Annotated in this window: 20 protein-coding genes and 1 pseudogene; 12 read left to right on the top strand and 9 right to left on the bottom strand. The window is 34.8% G+C overall.

Annotation, left to right across the window (positions count from 1 at the left end):
• Positions 1–120 precede the first annotated feature (120 nt).
• Positions 121–942 (top strand): flavin reductase family protein, encoded by an 822-nt coding sequence (locus P0Y62_17970; protein WEK69689.1) that lies wholly within the window; start codon positions 121–123, stop codon positions 940–942.
• Positions 943–1,005: 63 nt separating this feature from the next.
• Here the strand turns inward: P0Y62_17970 and P0Y62_17965 are convergent, their stop codons facing one another.
• Positions 1,006–1,854: a prolyl oligopeptidase family serine peptidase gene (locus P0Y62_17965; protein ID WEK69688.1), complete on the bottom strand. Its 849-nt coding sequence runs from the start codon at positions 1,852–1,854 to the stop codon at positions 1,006–1,008.
• Between the two features lie 161 nt (positions 1,855–2,015).
• Here P0Y62_17965 and P0Y62_17960 point away from each other — a divergent pair, with 161 nt between their 5' ends.
• The 6 genes from P0Y62_17960 (at position 2,016) to P0Y62_17935 (ending at position 7,118) form a co-directional block, all read left to right on the top strand.
• Entirely contained in the window at positions 2,016–2,789 is a 774-nt protein-coding gene (locus P0Y62_17960; GenBank protein ID WEK69687.1) for an aminotransferase class I and II, read from the top strand.
• Complete coding sequence (locus P0Y62_17955) at positions 2,776–3,159, top strand: DUF3037 domain-containing protein (GenBank protein ID WEK69686.1); 384 nt, start codon at positions 2,776–2,778, stop codon at positions 3,157–3,159. Before P0Y62_17960 ends, P0Y62_17955 begins: the two co-directional genes overlap by 14 nt.
• A 12-nt stretch (positions 3,160–3,171) precedes the next feature.
• Entirely contained in the window at positions 3,172–4,230 is a 1,059-nt protein-coding gene (locus P0Y62_17950) for a RelA/SpoT domain-containing protein (GenBank protein ID WEK69685.1), read from the top strand.
• 109 nt (positions 4,231–4,339) lie between these two features.
• Positions 4,340–5,359 (top strand): alpha/beta hydrolase, encoded by a 1,020-nt coding sequence (locus P0Y62_17945; protein WEK69684.1) that lies wholly within the window; start codon positions 4,340–4,342, stop codon positions 5,357–5,359.
• 84 nt (positions 5,360–5,443) lie between these two features.
• A complete protein-coding gene (locus tag P0Y62_17940) occupies positions 5,444–5,902 on the top strand; it encodes a hypothetical protein (protein WEK69683.1) in 459 nt (152 codons plus the stop codon).
• Between the two features lie 121 nt (positions 5,903–6,023).
• Positions 6,024–7,118: a serine hydrolase gene (locus P0Y62_17935; GenBank protein ID WEK69682.1), complete on the top strand. Its 1,095-nt coding sequence runs from the start codon at positions 6,024–6,026 to the stop codon at positions 7,116–7,118.
• Here the strand turns inward: P0Y62_17935 and P0Y62_17930 are convergent.
• The 5 genes and pseudogenes from P0Y62_17930 to P0Y62_17910 all read right to left on the bottom strand — a co-directional run bounded on the left by P0Y62_17930 (position 7,111) and on the right by P0Y62_17910 (position 12,139).
• On the bottom strand, positions 7,111–7,872 hold the full coding sequence (locus tag P0Y62_17930) for a phospholipase D-like domain-containing protein (GenBank protein WEK69681.1): 762 nt from the start codon (positions 7,870–7,872) through the stop codon (positions 7,111–7,113). The two genes, P0Y62_17935 and P0Y62_17930, sit on opposite strands and share 8 nt — an antisense overlap.
• A gap of 75 nt (positions 7,873–7,947) precedes the next feature.
• A complete protein-coding gene (locus P0Y62_17925) occupies positions 7,948–8,454 on the bottom strand; it encodes a TlpA disulfide reductase family protein (GenBank protein WEK69680.1) in 507 nt (168 codons plus the stop codon).
• A gap of 1 nt (position 8,455) precedes the next feature.
• Positions 8,456–8,890, bottom strand: coding sequence for a rhodanese-like domain-containing protein (locus P0Y62_17920; GenBank protein ID WEK69679.1), 435 nt, complete (start codon positions 8,888–8,890; stop codon positions 8,456–8,458).
• A gap of 31 nt (positions 8,891–8,921) precedes the next feature.
• Positions 8,922–11,255 (bottom strand): UvrD-helicase domain-containing protein, encoded by a 2,334-nt coding sequence (locus tag P0Y62_17915; GenBank protein WEK69678.1) that lies wholly within the window; start codon positions 11,253–11,255, stop codon positions 8,922–8,924.
• A 656-nt stretch (positions 11,256–11,911) separates the two neighbouring features.
• Positions 11,912–12,139: pseudogene (locus P0Y62_17910) on the bottom strand (thrombospondin type 3 repeat-containing protein).
• 260 nt (positions 12,140–12,399) lie between these two features.
• Between P0Y62_17910 and P0Y62_17905 the strand changes: the two are divergent.
• The 3 genes from P0Y62_17905 to secG all read left to right on the top strand — a co-directional run bounded on the left by P0Y62_17905 (position 12,400) and on the right by secG (position 16,275).
• A complete protein-coding gene (locus P0Y62_17905; protein ID WEK69677.1) occupies positions 12,400–13,713 on the top strand; it encodes a pitrilysin family protein in 1,314 nt (437 codons plus the stop codon).
• Positions 13,714–13,766: 53 nt separating this feature from the next.
• Positions 13,767–15,812, top strand: coding sequence for a pitrilysin family protein (locus P0Y62_17900; protein ID WEK69676.1), 2,046 nt, complete (start codon positions 13,767–13,769; stop codon positions 15,810–15,812).
• Between the two features lie 124 nt (positions 15,813–15,936).
• The gene (secG, locus tag P0Y62_17895; protein WEK69675.1) at positions 15,937–16,275 is read left to right on the top strand and encodes a preprotein translocase subunit SecG; all 339 of its coding nucleotides are present in this window, start codon (positions 15,937–15,939) and stop codon (positions 16,273–16,275) included.
• Between the two features lie 47 nt (positions 16,276–16,322).
• Here secG and P0Y62_17890 read toward each other — a convergent pair whose 3' ends face one another.
• Genes P0Y62_17890 through recR form a run of 3 tightly spaced genes read right to left on the bottom strand, consistent with a single transcriptional unit; the run spans position 16,323 to position 18,832 of the window.
• A complete protein-coding gene (locus P0Y62_17890; protein WEK69674.1) occupies positions 16,323–17,360 on the bottom strand; it encodes a hypothetical protein in 1,038 nt (345 codons plus the stop codon).
• A gap of 29 nt (positions 17,361–17,389) precedes the next feature.
• Positions 17,390–18,202, bottom strand: coding sequence for a glycosyltransferase family A protein (locus P0Y62_17885; protein ID WEK71825.1), 813 nt, complete (start codon positions 18,200–18,202; stop codon positions 17,390–17,392).
• A 15-nt stretch (positions 18,203–18,217) separates the two neighbouring features.
• Positions 18,218–18,832, bottom strand: coding sequence for a recombination mediator RecR (gene recR, locus P0Y62_17880; GenBank protein ID WEK69673.1), 615 nt, complete (start codon positions 18,830–18,832; stop codon positions 18,218–18,220).
• Positions 18,833–18,946: 114 nt separating this feature from the next.
• Here recR and P0Y62_17875 point away from each other — a divergent pair, with 114 nt between their 5' ends.
• Both P0Y62_17875 and P0Y62_17870 read left to right on the top strand, forming a co-directional pair.
• A complete protein-coding gene (locus P0Y62_17875; protein WEK69672.1) occupies positions 18,947–19,552 on the top strand; it encodes a hypothetical protein in 606 nt (201 codons plus the stop codon).
• An 18-nt stretch (positions 19,553–19,570) separates the two neighbouring features.
• On the top strand, positions 19,571–20,062 hold the full coding sequence (locus P0Y62_17870; GenBank protein ID WEK69671.1) for a hypothetical protein: 492 nt from the start codon (positions 19,571–19,573) through the stop codon (positions 20,060–20,062).
• The last annotated feature ends 29 nt before the right edge of the window (positions 20,063–20,091 follow it).

Below are 20,091 nucleotides of genomic sequence, written 5' to 3'. Positions count from 1 at the left end.
TAACTGTGATAAACATAATGTTTTAGCAGTCTATTTGTAGCGATGTCATGCTGAGAAACCGAAGCATCTTTTTTACTATACATTTAAACACTTAAGTTTAATGAAGTGTTAGAACAAGATATGAAAACAGTAATTCCATCCGAAATAACTCCGGTACAGCTACAAACCATCATGCAGACTGCCGTATCACCACGACCGATTGCATTGGCTTCCACTGTTGATAAGAATGGCAACATCAATCTGTCTCCTTTCAGTTTTTTCAATATGTTCAGTACAGTTCCTCCAATTCTGATTTTTTCACCTTCCAGAAGAGTTCGGGATAATACAACGAAACATACTTTAGAAAACGTTTTAGACGTTCCTGAAGTAGTCATCGGAACGGTAAATTTTCCAATTGTCCAGCAGATTTCTCTGGCATCTACAGAATATGGTGACGGTGTGAATGAATTCATCAAATCAGGTTTAACCATGAAAGGCGCTGAGTTGGTACAACCAAAATTAATCGAAGAATGTCCTGTAAACTTTGAGTGCAAGGTTTTAGAGGTAAAATCTTTGGGTGACCAAGGCGGTGCAGGAAATCTGGTTATTTGTGAAGTTCAGAAAATCCATATCAGAGAAGAATATCTGAATGAGGAAGGAAATCTTGATCAGAAAAAACTGGATATGGTTGCCCGTTTAGGCGGAAACTGGTATTCCAGAAATAATGAAAATAATCTTTTTGAAGTTCCAAAACCATTAGTCACTAAAGGAATTGGCTTCGATCTTCTTCCGGATGAAATAAAATTGAGCAAGGTCTTTACCGGAAATGATTTAGGAATGTTAGCAAACGTTGAAGTTTTACCTTCCGGAGAATATCATTCCGATGAAAAGATCCACCAGAATGCACAGCAACTTTTGCTGGAAAACAATATTGAAGAAGCATGGAAGATTTTAATTAAATAAATTAAATATTTCCCTTTAGAACCATTAAAAAAGACAAAAGGAGTGAAAGTATTCACTCCTTTTTTATTCAATTACAAATTTATTATTAATAAATTCAATAGACTTTTCTACTACTTTATGTAAGTCTCTTGGCAAGTCATTTTCCTCCCACGGTTCTTTTGCGCCAAAGGTATGATTGGCTTCTTCAATTAAAAACAATTCAGAATTGGGATTTAAAATATGAAGGTGTTCCGCATTTTTTACATTCACACTTTCATCACTGGTTCCGTGAATGATTAACATATGTGCTTTTGCCATTTCGGTTGCCCTTTCCACATCAAAACGCATTTCGTCCTTCTTAAAATCTTCATAAAACTGGTAATAATGAGGCATCTCCTGCTTCGTTCTTCCGTTTAGCACGTAGAAAACCCCGGCTTCTTCCCATTTTTTAAATGCACCATTTTTAGGAAAACGATCTAATGTATCCACACTAGCTAATGTTATTAATCCATTGATTCTTTCATCCTCAAAAGTCTTAATTATGGAAATTCCTCCTCCTCTGCTATGTCCTATCAGAATCAACTTCTGATCATCCACTTTTTCATGCCGAATAAAATAATCTATTACCACTCCTAAATCCGAAAGTTCTTTAGAATAATTATTATTTCCAAATGCTTCCAGATCACCAAAATTACGAGGGTCATCTACAGTGGTTCCGTTGTGAGAAAAATTAAATTTAACAAAGAAAACACCAGCTTCTGCCAGTTTTTCCGCCATTATATTCCATGCTCCCCAGTCTTTATAGCCTTTATACCCATGAACAAAAATAACTAATGGTAGCTTTTCATTTGTTTCTGGATAATAAGCATCTGCGAGAAAATCTCTGGTTTCAGGATTGGAAAGGATAATATTTTGTTCGTTTGTGATCTGCATATTTTATTTTTGTTTGAAATGTAGCTTTTGCCAATTCGGCGAGATAAGTTCACCAACTTTTGGTGATACTCAGAATGACATACCATACATTTTTAATAGTTAGCTGATCTAAAAATATTAAAAATAGAAATAAACACAAAGGAAAACCTTATTTTTGCTGCATGTTGGATTTAAGAACGGTAACCGTAATGCGATACATTCTGCCGCTTCGGGAGGGAGGTTCTCTTCCTGCTCTGGCAGAAGCTGATGATGATTTTAAATATGTTTTAAAATTCCGTGGTGCAGGTCATGGAGTCAAGATGCTGATTTCTGAATTATTGGGAGGAAAGATTACTGAAGTATTAGGCTTAAAAATTCCTGAGCTTGTATTTGTGAATCTTGATGTAGATTTCGGAAGAACTGAAGCTGATGAAGAAATTCAGGATCTGTTGAAATTTTCAGAAGGATTGAATCTTGGCTTGCATTATCTTTCAGGCTCTATTGCTTATGATTCAAGTGTGAAAGTTGATCCTCTTCTGGCTTCAAAAATCGTCTGGCTGGATGCTTTTATCACCAATATTGACCGTACTTTTAAAAACACCAATCTTCTGATGTGGCATAAAGAATTATGGGTGATTGATAACGGGGCTTCTTTCTATTTTCATCATTCGTGGCAGAATTTTGATGCTGCGGCTAAAACTCCTTTCAAATATGTGAAAGACCATGTTTTGCTTCCACAGGCAAAACTGCTTGACGAAGCCGATCAATTCGCGAAAGAAGTTTTGAACGACACTATCTTCAGAGAACTTGTTAACCTGATCCCTGAAGACTGGTTACATTGGAATGATGCAGACGAAACTCCGGAGGAAATTCGGGAAATTTACTTCAACTTCCTGAAAACACGATTAGAAAATTCTGAAATCTTTTTAAACGAAGCCAAAAATGCAAGAGGATAAAATTTACGAATACGCAGTAATACGTCTGGTTCCTAAGGTTGAAAGAGAAGAGTTTTTCAACATAGGACTTGTCATGTTTTCTAAAAAAGAGAAGTTTATCAAGGTGGATTTTTATTTATGTCCCGATAAATTCAGGTTAATGCAAAGCAAACTGGATTATGATGATATCATTCAAAACCTTGAAAGTTTTAAGAAAATTGCGAATGGAGATAAAGATGGCGGACCTATTGCACAGCTTGAAATTCCTGAGCGTTTCCGATGGTTAACGGCAGTAAGAAGTTCTGTTGTGCAGACTTCCAGACCTCATCCGGGAAAATCTAAAGATCTGGAAAAAACTTTTAAAAGATTATTTGGGGAATTAGTGAAATAAATCTAATAAAACATGTCATTTATAAAAAAAGAATTTTCAAATAAAAAAATTAATCTTGCTGGTGATTATTTAATTACTTCATTACAAAAAAATGAATTAGATTGGGCTGAAACTGTTTTAAACAACTTTCGAGGTATACATCTTTATCCTATGAATACTTTTCAAGCAACTTTAAGAAGAAAAGTCAAAAAATTTGACACATATGCTTTAATCTCACAAAGATTAAAACGAGCTCCTTCAATAATTCACAAATTAACAAGATTTAAAGGCATGCAGTTATCTCGAATGCAAGATATTGGTGGATTAAGAGCTGTTTTGTCGGATATAGAAAATGTTTATGACCTGACTAAAGATTATAAAGAAAGTAGCTTTCTTCATTGTCTGGTCAATGAAAAAGATTATATTAAAGAACCTAAAGAATCAGGATATAGAGGAATTCACCTAATTTATAAATATGAAAATCCAATTGCTCCAGAATATAATGGTCTTCATTTGGAGCTCCAAATTAGGACAAAATTGCAGCATATTTGGGCTACATCAGTTGAAACCATGGGAACTTTTTTAAAACATTCTTTAAAATCAAGTGAAGGCCCCAAAGAATGGTTAGAGTTTTTTGCTTTAACATCATCAGCTTTTGCTCATATTGAAAATTGCGAATTGATACCAGCATATAAAAATTTGGATAAAATTGAAACTTTTAAATTAGTAACGAGTGAAGCTCTCAGATTAAATGTTAGAGATCGCTTTCAAGGTTTTAGGATTGCTGCAAATGCGATACATAAAGGTGAAACAAAAGGAATCTTCCATTTAATAGTTCTTGATTTAGATTCAAAATCTGTGATCGTAAGTAGTTTTTCAAAAATAAAAATTGAAGAGGCTAATAATGAATACTCAAAGGTCGAAGAAAGAATTCAAAATGGCAGTAATCTTCAGGCAGTTTTAGTTTCCACAACTTCTTTAGACAACCTGAAAAAAGCCTATCCTTCCTACTTTTTAGATACAGCAGACTTCCTCTCTAAACTTAATTTTATTAAACGCCAATATGAAAAGACGGTAAAAGATATAAATTAATATAAAAAAATAAAATCAATTTAAATTAAGGAAAATCTAAAGACCTGGAAAAGACTTTTGGTAAACTTTTTGAGGAGTTAGTAAAATAACCACTTCTAAAAAATATTCTATGAACTCATTGAATCACAATACAATCTACAGGTTTTCTTTAAACCTGTTTTTTATTTTATGTTTAAGCTTATTCAATATGGGCTATTCTCAGGCTCCGATTGAAACACAAACTCCCAAAAGCATTATTCTTCCCGAAAAAACAACTCTTATAGAGGATATTCCCTATAAAAATGACGCTTCAAGAAATCCTATAAAATTAGACATTTACGAACCTAAAAATCCAGCAGCAGGGAAGCTTCCTGTAGTCATCTACGTTCATGGCGGAGCCTGGGCAAAAGGGGATAAAATAGTAAGAGCCGACAGTTATATTGAAAGCTTTATTTTAAAACTGGTTGAAAAAAATTATGCTGTTATCAGCATTGATTATACTTTGGTAAGTGAAACGGTACATTTTCCGTTGCCGGTTCAGGATACAAAAGATGTCGTGAGATGGGTTAGGAAAAATGCTGAAAAATATAATTTTGACGCGAACAATATTGGTTATTTCGGAGCTTCTTCAGGTGCTCATTTGTCGATGCTTGCTGCCTACACAAACGATAATGAGTATATTGGAAACCCAGAACTTTCTCAATATTCAGGTAAGGTGAATTATGTGGTAAGTAATTTTGGTCCTACAGATCTAAACAAGCTTTTACATACAAGATTAGGTAAAATTCCGGTGGCTATTGTGGGATTATTTTTTAAACCGATTGTGGAAATCAGGCAAAAATTAGTCTTCGGAATTTCAGGATACGATATCAAGACTGAAAAAAGAAAAGCTGTAGATTATCTGGAAACCGTTTCTCCCATTAATGATGTTGAAAATGGTGTTCCCACTTTTATTCTTCACGGAAATAAAGACAAGGTTGCACCGATTAATCATTCCAAAAGATTAGTCAGAAAACTTAAAAAACAAAATATTGAAACCGATTTGATTATTGTTAAAGATGGCGTTCATGGTTTTGGAACCACTGATAAAGCATATATCAACCAATTGAATGATGAAATGGTTAATTTTATTGAATCTCATAAAAAATAATTTATTGTACTGCATAATTTTATTAAAAACAGAATATTCCAAAAGAAAATACTGAATATTCCGTTTAATTCTTAAATTTGGCTAATGCAAAAGAATTTTTACCTTATCATCATATTATTTTGTCTTGTGAGTTGCTATACTTATCAGGTTAAGAAACCAGCAGACGCAACAGTCGACAATAAACAAGACGTTAAAAAGAGTGCAGCTCTTGCCAATACTAATTCTGCGCAAACAAAAAGCTCAGCACCTCAGAGTCCACAACAGGCACCTGTTCCAATTAATATTCAGCAGAAACTTGCTCCCAATAAAAATGTTAAAATTGATGTTTACGGCAAGACCTATAAGGTAATCGTTGACCGATGGGAACGAGACAGTCTGATCGTACACCCCGTTCATAGTCCTAAAAAAATCCTGAAATTCCATAAGAACCAGATCAATCCCGAAAGAATTGCTGAAAAACGATTTTCACAGCCCATCGCTGATATCCTCACTGTTATTGCCTATGCAAGTATTGGTGTCGGAATTTACCTTTTGGTGAAGTAATCTTTGAAATTTATCTCATACCTGTTAAATCTTGAATAGCTAAATTAATTATGGTTTTATTTTAAATGTTTAACTAATTTAAATTGTATTGATCTAAAAATAGAATTTAAACTAATTTCACATGAAAATAAAGAGATTATTTTCTACTTCTATTGTATGCTTTGTACTGATAATATGCAGCTCCTCTGTGAAATTGACAGCGCATAAAATTCCTAAGCAAATACCTACAGTAAAAGAAGCCATGTACTTCCCTCCTTTTAATAGTGATACCTGGGAAACAAAATCTATTGCGGGTTTAGGATGGCATCAGGATAAAGTTCAGGATTTACTGGATTATTTGCAGACTAAAAATTCAAGAAGTTTTATGATTCTTCAGAACGGAAGAATTGTAATGGAAAATTATTTTGGAGGTCATACTTCCAGAATGCCTTGGTATTGGGCAAGTGCAGGAAAAACATTGACCTCAACCGTTACAGGAATTGCCGAGCAGGAAGGTTTTTTAAATATCAATAATAAAGTTTCAGACTATATCGGAACTGGCTGGACAAGCGAGCCTTTAGCAAAAGAAAATCTTATTACCTGTAAAAATCTGTTAACAATGACTTCCGGATTAGATGACAGTATGGGAAATGATATAGCTCCTTCTAATCTTCAATACAAAGCCGATGCAGGCACAAGATGGGCCTATCATAATGTGTATGTAAAACTGCAGGATGTTGTCGCTGCAGCTACCGGACAAAGCTGGACACAGTATTTCAATACAAAACTTCGGGATAAAATCGGAATGACCGGGAGCTGGATTCAGAGTGGTAATAACAGTGTATATTGGAGCAATACAAGAAGCATGGCCCGTTTTGGATTAATGGCTCTTAATAAAGGAAACTGGAATGGAACACAAATAATTAATCCTCAATATTTTCAGGATGCAACCAGCACTTCTCAAAATCTAAACCTCTCCTACGGGTATTTGTGGTGGCTTAACGGAAAAGCAAGCTATCATCTTCCACAGACGCAATTTCAATTTAATGGAAAGCTCATTCCAAGCGCACCGGATGATCTGTTTTGTGCTTTAGGAAAGAATGATCAGAAAATCTATGTTGTTCCCAGTAAGAAGCTGGTTATTATAAGAATGGGTAAATCAGCAGATAATATGAATTTTGCCCGCTCGGATTTTGATGAGGTTTTATGGCAAAAAATAAACGCTGTGATTAATTAATCGGCTCCGGATACAGCTGGCTTCCCCAAAACTGAAGATCTCTTTCGGCTAAATTAGAATTAAAAAAAATCTCATTTACTTCTTCCACGATCTTTGCAACAGCATGGGGATCAGTAGTTCTGATTCGGGTCTCATGGTTATCTTTTATTCCTTTTCCCGTAAAATTCAAAGAACCCATATAGGCGATTTCGTCATCAATCACATAAATTTTACTGTGAATAAAGGTTTTATTGAAAGAGTTTCCATGATTGGGAGAGATAAAAACTTTAAACGGAAATAACTGTTTATAAGTATAATGATAAATCCGTTTATTTTTAATCTGTCTTACCACAAAATCCCTCACAAAAAATAACAAAACGACAAGGATAAAGCCATAACTAAACTTCCATTCTTTTAAAAGAAAAATTAATGGCACTAAAATTATTGCCAAACCTATTATCACAAAAAGTAATGTTGCTGAAAGACTAATTAAATGATCTCTGGACTGTTTTGCTTTTTCATCGACATGCCTTTTCTGGACAATCAATTTATTAATATTCTTGTCATAGCCGTAAAAGTCTTCTATCTCATCACTGGTAATAAGACTTATATTAATTCCTTTGTTATGCAGAAAAATCAACTCCTTGATCAAAGAAGGAGAAAGATAGGGAGATACTATTTTAACATTTCTTTTGGCATTTCTAATGTCCTGCAAAAGTTTTGCTCCTGCACTTTTTCCAATATAAATATCGCAAACAGCGTTATTATAAAACATAGTCAATAATTAAATAAAAAACTTTGCAAGACGACTTACAAAGCTTTTAATGAATAAAATATTTTTTAATGATTATTAATCAAATTCTTTTTTCAATTCGTTTGTGATCAAAGTTTTCAGCTCTTCTCCATGAATATTCATCGCAATAATCTTTCCGGATTTATCCAGTACAAGATTATATGGTAGCTCTTCGATTCCGTACGTTTTGGCAACCGGACTTTTCCAGAACTGCAGGTCACTTATTTGAGGCCAGTTTATATTTTCCCGGTCAATAATCTTTTTCCAGCTGTCTTTAGATTTATCCAAAGAAACTCCCACTATTTCAAAGCGTCCCGCACTCACAGCTTTTTCATTTTCAACATAAATAGTTTTTAAGAAGGGTTGCTCTTGAACACATGGAGCACACCATGTTGCCCAAAAATCGAGCAAGACGATCTTTCCTTTCAGAGAGCTCAGCTTAAAATCAGTTCCCTGAAAAGTTTTCAGATGAATTTCAGGAGCTTCATCATTCAGTTTTAAATGTTGTGCGTAAATAAAGGCAGAAAGAAACAGAATCCCTGATAAAAATAACTTTTTCAGCATATTAATCATTGGTTGGATAATCGTGATCGATCCAGTTGGTTTTTACGTTTTTAGGCAGATCCAGAATTTTCACATTTTTAAAGCCCATTTCCACCAGAGCATTGAAAGCAGGACGGATATTCGGGCATCTGTCGTATGGACAGCAGCCGCAATAGATTACAATTTCTTTATTTTTATCTAGTTTTCTTACATAATCCTGCAGCTTTTCAAGATTCTGAGGATCATTGGCCATTCCCATATCTACAGAACCCTTCACTACAGCAGAAGGACCTACGGAAAGAATCAGAATATTTTTGGTTTGCTTTTTTACAATTTTAGCAGCTAAAATGTCCGGAGCCATTACCTGATTGGGAGTCCATGGAACAGGTTGAGTCTGAGCCTTTAGAAAGCCACCAAAACACATCAACATAGCCAATAAAAACATTATTCTTTTCATAAGATTTCTTCTGATAATTTTAGATTTGTGATTATATTTTTGTCAGTTTAGCATATTTCAGGATCAGATTTTTCTCTCCTTCGTGCATGAAAACTACTTTTGCTTTAATATTCTGAGGATCTGTACCATCCAGGAAAGTAACTTCCCCTATTCCAAATCTGTCGTGTCTTACTTTATCCCCGACTTCAATATCCTGAGAAGAAGCCCCGCTCGGATTGATAATCTTCGCTGTACTTACCGGTTTCAGCTTTCTAGGTTCTGCAATCGGTTTTGAGCTGTCATTTTTCGCAATGGTTTTCTTCTCCACTTTCTTAAAGCTTTTCATTTCAGAAGGATGTTCATCGAATATATTCGATCTCACCCCGGAATTATTAATGAAACGCTTCTCGATCATTGGATTCAGGAATTCAATGAACTGATCATCGATTTCACTCAAAAACCTTGACGGTTCAGCATCGATAATTTTTCCCCATTGAAAACGGGATACGGCATAAGAGAAATAAGCCTGTTTCTCTGCTCTTGTTAACGCTACATAAAACAATCGTCTCTCTTCTTCCAGATCTTCTCTCGTGGCAGAGCTCATGAAGCTAGGGAAAAGATTTTCTTCCAATCCCACCAAATGAACTACCGGAAATTCAAGACCTTTGGAAAGGTGAATAGTCATCAGCGAAACCATATCATCCACATTTTCTTTATCCTGAGTGTCGGCAGAAAGAGCAATATTTTCCAGGAAATTCGGTAAACTCGGATCTCCGTCTTCCAGCTGCATTTGTTCTTCAATAAACCCCTGCATGGAGTTCATCAATTCCTGAACGTTTTCTACCCTGGAAATTCCTTCCGGAGTCTGGTCATCTTTTAAAAACTTAATCAAACCGCTTCGTTTCGCCACTTCCATGGCAACGCTGTAAGCCGTTTCTGTTTTAAGCAATACCTGAAATGCCTTGATCATGGACCAGAAATCATTCAGTTTATTCAGAACACCGTTGTTAAAGCCTAAATGCGGTGCATAGATCGGAAGATTATCCAGTACTTTTGAAACCGGAACATTTTGGGAATCTGCAAAAACGATCAGTTTATTCTGGGTTGTTTCCCCAATTCCTCTTGCAGGATAATTAATGATTCTCATCAATGCTTCCGAATCATTTTCATTCACCAGAAGGCGCAGATAACCGATTAAATCTTTCACCTCTTTTCTTTGGTAGAAAGAAAGCCCTCCATATACTTTGTACGGAATATTTTTACGTCTCAAAGCATCTTCAAATGCACGCGTTTGAGAATTGGTACGGTATAAGATGGCAAAATCACTGTATTTCCTTTGCTCCCGGTTTCTGGTTTCCCAAATATTCCCCGCTACGAAATTCGCTTCATCGGCATCGGACAGGGAACGGTAAATCTTTATTTTTTCTCCTTCCTCATTTTCACTGAACACATTTTTCTTAAACTGCTGAAGGTTTTTTGCAATTACTACATTGGCTGCATTTACAATATTCTGTGTAGAACGGTAATTCTGCTCCAACGAAACGGTTACTGCATCAGGATAATCTTTTTTAAAGTTTAAGATATTCTGGATGTTTGCTCCACGGAAAGAATAGATCGATTGGGCATCGTCTCCTACCACACAAATATTCTCAAATTTTGAAGCCAACGCTTTTACAATCAAATACTGGGAATGGTTCGTATCCTGATACTCATCTACCAGAATATATCTGAATCGGTCCTGATATTTCGCAAGAACTTCAGGAAAACGAGTCAATAATTCATTGGTTTTTAACAACAAATCATCAAAATCCATCGATCCGTTTTTGAAGCACTGCTCTACATATTTCTGATAAATCTGCCCTATGAATTTCATATTGGCTTTTTCATCAGCTTCCATCAATTCCGGATTGGCATAATAAGCTTTTACCGTGATCAGATTATTTTTATAGGTAGAGATTCTCGCCTGAACTTTTTTAGGTTTATACAAATCGGCATCGATATTCATGTCCTTCAACACCTTTTTAATTACGTTAAGGGCATCCTGCTGATCATAAATGGTAAAGTTGGAAGGATATCCCAGATAATGTGCCTCACTTCTCAGAATTCTTGCAAAAACCGAGTGAAAGGTTCCCATCCAAAGACTTTTTGCATTGCTCTGTCCTACTACTTTTGCAATACGCTCCTTCATTTCTTTTGCTGCCTTATTGGTAAAGGTTAGAGATAAAATGTTAAAAGGATCGACTCCATTGGTAATCAAATGAGCGATACGCATGGTAAGTACACGCGTTTTTCCGGAACCCGCTCCTGCAAGCACCATCAATGGTCCCTGTAATGTGGTAACGGCTTCAAATTGTGATTCATTCAGTCCTTTCAGATAATCCTCCATACAGCAAAAAATTTTGGGAACACAAAATTAGTGTATTCTATGGAGAATTCAAATTTTAGATTGACGAACAGCTATTCACTGATTCTATTCCAGTCTTTGCCATTATATTCATACTTAAGATCCGGAGAAGAACAGCTGTTGGAACAAAAAATTGAAATAGTAATCTTATAAGGCGTTTCAAAGTAAATTCCGACATTTATGACAGAAGAAGTATCTGTTTTTTCATTCTTATTGATCACTATCTGATGATTCGTTTTTTCATAATGCTTGGTTAAATATGAATATAAAGAAGAATCTATAAAATCCTTAAAATCAAAAAAACCGGAAGGATAAAGTTTGGAAGAAAGCCATATCCTTTTCAGATTTTTCCTCTGAACATAACTTTCCAGCGCTTTCTTATTCCAAAACTTAGAAATTAAATAATTTGATTTGTTATATTTCCAATTGGGACAGCAGCCAGGAAGGTCACAAGGACCACCCCAATTAATGAATTCAAGATAAAGTTCAAATTTCTTTATTTTAAACTTCTTCAAAACAGGGTCTAAAAACCGACTATTTAGTTTATTGTAAATCCCATCAATATCTTTATATTCTGACCTGAATTCTGCCATTTCTAAACTATCCTTTCTCTCTTTTGCTTTACAGTCAGGTTTATAAGGTTTAGGACACCCCTTATATTCTTCCAAACCGGGAACCGTGGGACAATTATCATCCTTATCCAAAATCCCGTCGCCATCTATATCCGGCCACGGACAGCCGTTGTTTTCCTGTGGACCTGCAACAGTTGGACAGAAATCATCTTTGTCAATGACTCCATCTTTATCCTGATCTGGCCACGGACAACCATTGTTTTCAACCACACCTTTTTCTTTAGGACATTTATCCAGATAAAAAATAATCCCGTCTTTATCGTCATCCGAAAGACAGATCTTTTTATTGAAATCCTTTCTGCATTTTTTTAAAGCTGAGTCATTATTGATTTCCTGAGACCGGAAACTGTTTGAAAAGAAAAACAATATCAAAAACAGATAATACTTCATGTTTTAATTGAAAATTACGGTTCTAACAAAATTCTAAAAAAATATTAAAAGTAATGTAACAATTAAAGTAAATTTGGCACTAATTGACAAAACAATTTCTATTTATGAAAAAGCGACTTCTTTCTGTTGCTGCAGCGGCTTTCTTTGGAATGGCTTTGAACGCACAACAAATTAAATTTGAAGAATATGACTTACCAAACGGTCTTCACGTAATTTTACACCAGGATAATTCTGCACCGGTTGTTACAACTGGAGTAATGTACCATGTAGGTGCAAAAGATGAGGTAAAAGGAAGAACTGGTTTTGCTCACTTCTTCGAACATCTTTTATTTGAAGGAACCCCAAACATTAAAAGAGGTGACTGGTTTAAGATTGTTTCTTCAAACGGAGGGCAAAACAACGCTAACACGACCAACGACAGAACTTATTATTATGAAACTTTCCCATCAAACAACGAACAATTGGGTCTTTGGATGGAAGCTGAGAGAATGCGTCACGCTGTAATCAACCAGGTTGGTGTAGATACTCAGAGAGAAGTTGTAAAAGAAGAAAAAAGATTGAGAATGGATAACCAGCCTTATGGTAATCTTTTCACGACAATTCAAAAAAACTTATTTACCAATCACCCGTACAACTGGCCAACAATCGGTTCTATGGAAGATTTGAACTCTGCGAAATTGGAAGAATTCCAGGCGTTCTATAAAAAATATTATGTTCCTAATAACGCTACTTTGGTTGTTGCCGGAGATATCAAACCTGAGCAAACGAAAAAGTGGATTGAAACGTATTACGGAGGCATTCCAAAAGGAACGGTTTATCCGAAAGATTTCCCGAAAGATGCTCCTATCACTCAGGAAAAAGAAGTTACAGCAACAGACCCGAATATTCAGCTTCCGGCTTATATTTTCGCGTACAGAACTCCTGCTAACAAAGAGAAAGATGCTTATGTTTTAGATATGCTTTCTTCTTATTTAAGTAACGGAAAGTCTTCTGTTTTATACAAAAAATTAGTTGATCAGGATAAAAAAGCGCTTCAGGTAGCTGCTTTCAACCAAGGCCTAGAAGATTACAGTATCTTCGCTTTCTTCGCAATCCCGATGGGACAGACTACAAAACAGGCTTTACAGACTGACATTGATGCTGAAATCAAAAAATTACAGACTACTTTGATCTCTGAGGATGATTATCAGAAACTTCAAAACCAGTACGAAAACCAGTTTGTAAATGCCAACTCAAGCATTCAGGGAATTGCTGCTTCATTGGCTACCAACCACGTATTGATGGGTGATACAAATTTGATCAACAAAGAAATCGACATCTACAGATCTATCACAAGACAGGATCTTCAGAATGCGGCTAAAAAGTATCTTAATTCTAACCAAAGAATCGTCATTAATTACGTACCTGAAAAAAAGTAATCATTTCAACTTCTCAGGTTAAAAAATGATTATTAAAAATTAAATTTTTACAAATGAAAAAGCAATTAACATATATAGCTGCAGCGTTTTTATTCGCAGGAACGGTTTCAGCACAAAAAATAGATCTTAATGCAATGCCAAAGCCAGGACCAACTCCTGCGATCAACATTGCTAAGCCAAAAACTTTCCAACTAAAGAATGGTCTTACGGTAATGGTTGTGGAAAACAACAAATTGCCTAGAGTAAGTGCAAGTCTTTCTATGGACAGGCCTCCATACAACGAAGGAAGCGTAACTGGAGTAAGCGAAATCATGGCTGAACAGTTCGAAAACGGAACGACAAGCATGAGCAAAGATGATTTCAACAAAAAAGTGGATTATCTTGGAGCTAACCTTAATTTTAGCTCAGGAGGTGCAAGCTTAAATTCACTTTCTAAATATTTCCCTCAGGTTTTAGGTTTAATGGCCGATGCTATTATTAATCCTAAATTCTCTTCTGAGGAAATTCAGAATTCTAAAGAAAGAGCTATCGAAGGATTAAAATCTGACGAAAAAAATGCTTCTTCTATCGCCGGAAGAGTTTCTAATGCTTTGATGTATGGGAAAAATACTTCAAGAGGTGAGTTTGAAACCGTTGAATCTATCAACAAAATTCAGTTGGCTGACGTACAAAACGTTTATAAAAAATATTATGCTCCGGACAATGCTTATTTAGTAATTGTTGGAGATGTTAAATTTGATCAGGTAAAACCTTTGATTGAAAAGGCTTTCAATGGCTGGAAAAAAGCAAATACACCGATCACTCCTTTAGAGCCGGCTGAAAATGTTGCTAAAACTGAAATTAATATCGTCGATGTTCCTTCTGCTGTGCAGTCTGTTGTTTCTTTGAACAACCTGAACACATTAAAAATGAAGGATACTAACTATTTCCCTGCAGTTATTGCTAACTACATCCTTGGTGGTGGTGGTGAAGCCAGACTTTTCATGAACCTTCGTGAGAAAAACGGATTCACTTACGGGGCTTATTCAAGCATGGTGGCAAGTAAGTATTCTCCACAGTTTTCTGCAAGTGCGAGTGTAAGAAATGAGGTTACAGACAAAGCGGTTAAAGAATTCATGAATGAGCTTAATGCAATTTCTACTGTAAAGCCAGAAGAACTTGAAAACGCTAAAGCCAAACTGAAAGGATCATTCATCATGTCATTAGAGCAACCTGCAACCATTGCAAGATTCGCTTTAAACCAAAAAGTTCAGGATCTTCCTGCTGATTTCTATATCAACTACTTAAAATCTATTGATAAAGTAACTGCTGCAGACGTTACCAGCGCTGTAAAAGCTACTATTTTACCAAATCAGAGCAGAATTTTCATTGCTGGTAAAGCATCTGATATTTCTGAAGGGCTGGAGAAACTAGGATACCCTGTAAAATACTTTGATAAAGAGGCAAATCCTGTTGCAAAGCCAGCTGTACAAAAGGTTGATGCCAATGTAACCGTAGCTTCTGTTGTTGATAAGTATATTGCTGCTATCGGAGGAAAAGCTAATTTGGCAAAAATTACTTCATACACTACGAATGCAACGATGTCTATGCAGGGACAAAACCTTGACTTCAAAATTGTTAAAGCTCAAGGTGGAAAAGAATTACAAACCATTTCTATGGGAGCAATGACTGTTCAGAAACAAGTTTTCGATGGTAAAACAGGATATTCTGAGCAAGGCGGACAAAAGGTTCCAATGAGTAAGGAAGAAGTTGCTGAAAACCTTAAAAACACTGAACTTTTCGAAGAATTAGGTTTTGCTAAATCTCCAGATTACAAATTAGCAGGCATTGAAAAGATCAACGGAGAAGATTCTTACGCGATTAAATCGGGTGATAAAGCATTCTATTACAGCGTAAAAACAGGTCTTAAAACAGGAGAAACCGAAACTGTAAAGGCACAAGGACAAACCATGACAATTCCTACCACTTTTGCTGATTATAAAGATGTATCAGGGGTGAAAATGCCTTACACCATTACAGTGAATCAAATGGGTATGGATATGGTTATGAAAGTAAAATCATACGAAATAAACCAGGCTAAAGATTCTGATTTTAAATAAAGAAAGATCAATCTACTATAAAAAAACAGCAACAAATGTTGCTGTTTTTATTTTTACTTCTATCTTATTTTGCTATTCAGTAAAAAAAGATTAAATTTGTCCACTCAAAAAGATATCAGAATTAATGGATACTATATTTACACTATTAATGGTTCTTGTTATGATTGCCAGTATTTTACTGACAATTGTTGTTATGGCTCAAAATCCTAAAGGAGGAGGCCTTTCCAGTACATTTGGAGGTGCATCTTCTGCTCAGTTCGGAGTACAAAGAACCAACGATTTTATGGAAAAAGCAACGTGGACACTAGGAGCAACCATCATTGTTCTTATCCTAATAAGCGTTGTAATCACAGGAAAACCATCTCAAGTTGCTCCGGCTGCACAGCAACCAGTGAAGAAAGAAGCGCCTGCACAATCTGCTCCGACTTCTAAATCTACAACTCCGGTAGCTCCTACTAAATAAAAGATTTCATCTTTATATATTAAAAGCAACTCTATTCAGAGTTGCTTTTATTTTTTCCTTACAAAAGAATTCCAATATTCATTCTGATCTTTAAGGAACAGACATTCTATGAAAGAATCAAGAGACATCATAGACAGTGTTTCATCGTCAATCTTTTGAAATTCTGAATTAAAAAAATTATGATCGAGTTTTATATGAGTACGATCAATAATAAAAATATTTTCAGGATTATAGAAAGGATAATTTTGAATATCAGAATTGGTAGTGATCAGTTTTCTTCCGGATGCTAAAGCTTCAAAAGTCCTTATTGTCAGTCCATCCTGAAAAGGCTTATTAATATCAAGTACCGATTTTGTACTCTTATAATAATCAATGATTGTATGGTGACCTAATTTAACAAAACTCAGTTTTTTATTGTCAAATTGTTTTAGTTCCTTGTCTATCATTTTTCTTAGCCTAAATGCAATTTTTCCCATTGCATAATAGTAGAAAAAATATTTTAATCTTAATGTTTCTGCAAGAGCTCGTACTTGTTCACCTACTACATATCTATCTGTATGCGCACTCCCGATAAATACAATATCATAATCAGGATCAACCACCATATCAGAGTTCAAACATCTGTATTCATCAAGGTAAAACAAGGGTCTAAAACTCAATCCGTATCTGGCCGCATCATTTCTTTCAAAGGTAAATTTTTTGTCAAAATATTTTAGATTGGAAATAAGAACGGGATATTCTTTTAGAGGATCAAAATTATAATAAATCATCTCTATTTCAGGATTCAGCAACCTTACTTTCTCTAGAAAATAAGCAGGAACAGCCTCCCCTTTAATTAAAAGAAAATAATCGTACTTTTTATTTTGAATTTTATCAATGATACGCTGGTAATACTTATCAATGATCGATTGATAAATTCTTTTATTGAAACGGATTATTCCTTTCGCAAAGTTAGAATTAGATGGCCTTTCATCATAAAAATCAACCTCAGCACCCAGTTCCGAGAGTCTTTTGGTTATTGCTCTCTCATATTGAAAGAAACGAACAGCCAAAAAAAGGATTTTTTTTCCTTGAATATTTTTCATTTGAAAAGACCTTTACTCTTCATTTATTATTAATTTTTCACATTAAAATTATAGTAAAATTGCCTACATAACAAAAATAGATATTTAGCTTTATAAAAAATCCTCAACAATAAATATTGTATAGAATTAATATTTTTTAACCAATACATTTCTTTAAGATTTTTTATAAATCCTTTTTCCATTGCTGAAAGATCTGCAGAAAGACCTGAAACTCCAAATGTCCTTTTCCCTTTTCCCACATATACCAAACTTTCATTCAATATATACATCTTATTCTTTAAAGAGGCTCTCATCCAATAATTGACATCTTCGGCATGTCTCTGATTATCATCAAAAAAACCTGTATTTTCAAGGACTTTTCTCTTGAACATGACCGTCGGAGCTAAAATTTCATTTCTCAATAATAGTTTCCTAAATGTTATCTCAGCAAGATTGTTTTTTCCAATCTTATATGGATACAAAATTTTCTTATCATTTCCCTTTGTTGCAAGAAGATCAATATTCAAATCTTTATCTTCAAAATATCTGAGTTGTTGTTCCGTCTTCTTTGGAATCCATTCATCATCGGCATCCAATAAAGCTATAAACTCTCCTTTCGCTATTTTTAATCCGGAATTTCTCGCACTGGATACTCCTTTATTTACCTGATTCAATAGATGTAAATTCATTTCGGAATTTTTCTCTATATACTCTTCCACTATACTTTGACTATTATCTGTGGAACCATCATTAATAACAATGACTTCAAATTCTTCTATACTTAATGTTTGTGCTTTAACTGAATTTAAAGCATTTAATATAGTCTTTTCAGAATTATACATAGGAATAATTACCGAAACCATCATTAAATAATATTATTACACATGTCCTTCGTTATAAGGCAATCGGTTCATAATAGACCTACCCAAAGAAATTTCATCGGCATATTCCAACTCATCACCCACAGAAATACCTCTGGCAATACTGGAAAAATTCACTTTGAAATTTTTGAATTTCTTATAGATATAATAAGCGGTAGTATCACCTTCCATCGTAGCGCTTAAGGCAAAAATAAGCTCTTTTATACTTCCTTCATTCAGTTTTCTTTCAATACTCGGGATATTTAATTGATGAGGCCCAATTCCTTCCATTGGCGATATTTTTCCTCCCAGAATAAGATATTTACCAATGTATTTTCCTGTATTTTCAATGGCAATTACATCCCGGACATCTTCCACAATGCAAATCGTATCGCTATTCCGTTTATCATTACTGCAGATCTCGCAGATCTCAAAATCAGAAAAATTGTGACAGTCTTTGCAATATTTTATTTCATTAACAAGATTAATGAGCGAATTACCCAAGCTTATTGCTCTGGAAGCCGGCTGTTTCAATAAATGCAGGGCCAATCTCAAAGCTGTTTTTCTACCTATACCGGGTAATCCGGAAATTTCATCTACTGCCTTCGCTAAAACTTTACTAGGATAATCCATAACTACAAAAATAAAATAAAAAGCCGAGTTTTCATCCCTTATAAAGCCTAAAAATCTCTTTCATTTATTATAAAAATTTTATCTTTGCGCCTAAATATGAAAAAAATACACTAAATGGTACTTAACAATCTAAATTATCCATTAGATTTTAAATTTAAAATCACAACTTTAGCCAGCGATTTCAACATTACAGACCGACACGGAAATTATGTAGCGTATGTTCGTCAGAAAATGTTCAAGCTAAAAGAAGACGTTATTGTTTTTAATGATGAAAGCAAATCAAAAGAACTTTTCAGAATCAAAGCTAATCAATGGATTGATTTTAATGCATCTTATTCTTTAAATGATTTAATCGACAACAAGAACTTCGGAAGAATGGCAAGAAAAGGAGTGCGTTCTATCTGGAAAGCAAGCTATGATATTTTAGATCCTCATGATCAGCAGAAATTTAAAATTCAGGAAGACAATGCCTGGGTAAGATTCTGGGACGGTTTTGTAGGTGAAATTCCTATCATAGGAATGTTTACAGGATATTTCCTGAATCCTTCTTACACCGTAACGGGAGTAGATGGGAAAGCTTATTTCAAACTTAAAAAAATGCCTTCATTCTTCGGAAGAAGATTTCAGCTCGACAGACTTATTGACATTGATGATGAGGAAGAAAGCTTAGTTATTCTTTCTCTACTGATGATGGTTCTGCTAGAAAGAGCCAGAGGATAATCAAAAACATACAATCACATGAAATATTTTATCATTTTCTTTTCAGCGTTTTTATTAGTCGGATGTAAAAAAGATAAAGAAGCCATTTCTCCTCAAAAATCGGGAGACTCTTTAACTATCGTTCAGGACTCTGCTAAAAGCGAAACTTCTTCAGGAAAAATTTCTGTAGATACATTTCCTTTTCCTTCTGAAATTAAAGAATGTTCATGCTATTTTGCAAAGAGCAAAGCAGATTTTGAAAATGAAAAATACATCTATGCAGATGATGCCGGAAAAACAGCTTATATGAAACTTGAAGGCAAAAGACTGGCTATGAATCTGATCTCCTCAAGTGACATGGAAGCAGATGAAGAACTTAGCAAAGAAATAGAAAGTGGGGAATATAAAATCTCTGTAAAGGGTAAAAAAATAAAGAACGAAGAAGCTTTATTATTCCAGGGTACACTGGCTATTGAAAAACCGGATGGCACAACAGTTACAATACCTATTTACGGTGAATGTGGATGTTAAAATGATTTCCGACACAATACAAAAGAATG

It is taken from the genome of Candidatus Chryseobacterium colombiense (genome assembly GCA_029203185.1).
Taxonomy (GTDB): Bacteria; Bacteroidota; Bacteroidia; order Flavobacteriales; family Weeksellaceae; genus Chryseobacterium; species Chryseobacterium colombiense.
This window is presented reverse-complemented; position numbering and strand designations above follow the sequence as displayed.

Excerpts from the sequence above, each read along its gene's own strand:
- P0Y62_17915 (WEK69678.1), bottom strand. The coding sequence starts at position 11,255 with ATGGAGGATTATCTGAAAGGACTGAATGAATCACAATTTGAAGCCGTT.
- P0Y62_17870 (WEK69671.1), top strand. The coding sequence starts at position 19,571 with ATGAAATATTTTATCATTTTCTTTTCAGCGTTTTTATTAGTCGGATGT.
- P0Y62_17905 (WEK69677.1), top strand. The coding sequence starts at position 12,400 with ATGAAAAAGCGACTTCTTTCTGTTGCTGCAGCGGCTTTCTTTGGAATG.
- P0Y62_17960 (WEK69687.1), top strand. The coding sequence starts at position 2,016 with ATGTTGGATTTAAGAACGGTAACCGTAATGCGATACATTCTGCCGCTT.
- secG (WEK69675.1), top strand. The coding sequence starts at position 15,937 with ATGGATACTATATTTACACTATTAATGGTTCTTGTTATGATTGCCAGT.
- P0Y62_17900 (WEK69676.1), top strand. The coding sequence starts at position 13,767 with ATGAAAAAGCAATTAACATATATAGCTGCAGCGTTTTTATTCGCAGGA.
- P0Y62_17925 (WEK69680.1), bottom strand. The coding sequence starts at position 8,454 with ATGCTGAAAAAGTTATTTTTATCAGGGATTCTGTTTCTTTCTGCCTTT.
- P0Y62_17890 (WEK69674.1), bottom strand. The coding sequence starts at position 17,360 with ATGAAAAATATTCAAGGAAAAAAAATCCTTTTTTTGGCTGTTCGTTTC.
- P0Y62_17955 (WEK69686.1), top strand. The coding sequence starts at position 2,776 with ATGCAAGAGGATAAAATTTACGAATACGCAGTAATACGTCTGGTTCCT.
- P0Y62_17970 (WEK69689.1), top strand. The coding sequence starts at position 121 with ATGAAAACAGTAATTCCATCCGAAATAACTCCGGTACAGCTACAAACC.
- P0Y62_17935 (WEK69682.1), top strand. The coding sequence starts at position 6,024 with ATGAAAATAAAGAGATTATTTTCTACTTCTATTGTATGCTTTGTACTG.
- P0Y62_17920 (WEK69679.1), bottom strand. The coding sequence starts at position 8,890 with ATGAAAAGAATAATGTTTTTATTGGCTATGTTGATGTGTTTTGGTGGC.
- recR (WEK69673.1), bottom strand. The coding sequence starts at position 18,832 with ATGGATTATCCTAGTAAAGTTTTAGCGAAGGCAGTAGATGAAATTTCC.
- P0Y62_17875 (WEK69672.1), top strand. The coding sequence starts at position 18,947 with ATGGTACTTAACAATCTAAATTATCCATTAGATTTTAAATTTAAAATC.
- P0Y62_17965 (WEK69688.1), bottom strand. The coding sequence starts at position 1,854 with ATGCAGATCACAAACGAACAAAATATTATCCTTTCCAATCCTGAAACC.
- P0Y62_17940 (WEK69683.1), top strand. The coding sequence starts at position 5,444 with ATGCAAAAGAATTTTTACCTTATCATCATATTATTTTGTCTTGTGAGT.
- P0Y62_17885 (WEK71825.1), bottom strand. The coding sequence starts at position 18,202 with ATGGTTTCGGTAATTATTCCTATGTATAATTCTGAAAAGACTATATTA.
- P0Y62_17930 (WEK69681.1), bottom strand. The coding sequence starts at position 7,872 with ATGTTTTATAATAACGCTGTTTGCGATATTTATATTGGAAAAAGTGCA.
- P0Y62_17950 (WEK69685.1), top strand. The coding sequence starts at position 3,172 with ATGTCATTTATAAAAAAAGAATTTTCAAATAAAAAAATTAATCTTGCT.
- P0Y62_17945 (WEK69684.1), top strand. The coding sequence starts at position 4,340 with ATGAACTCATTGAATCACAATACAATCTACAGGTTTTCTTTAAACCTG.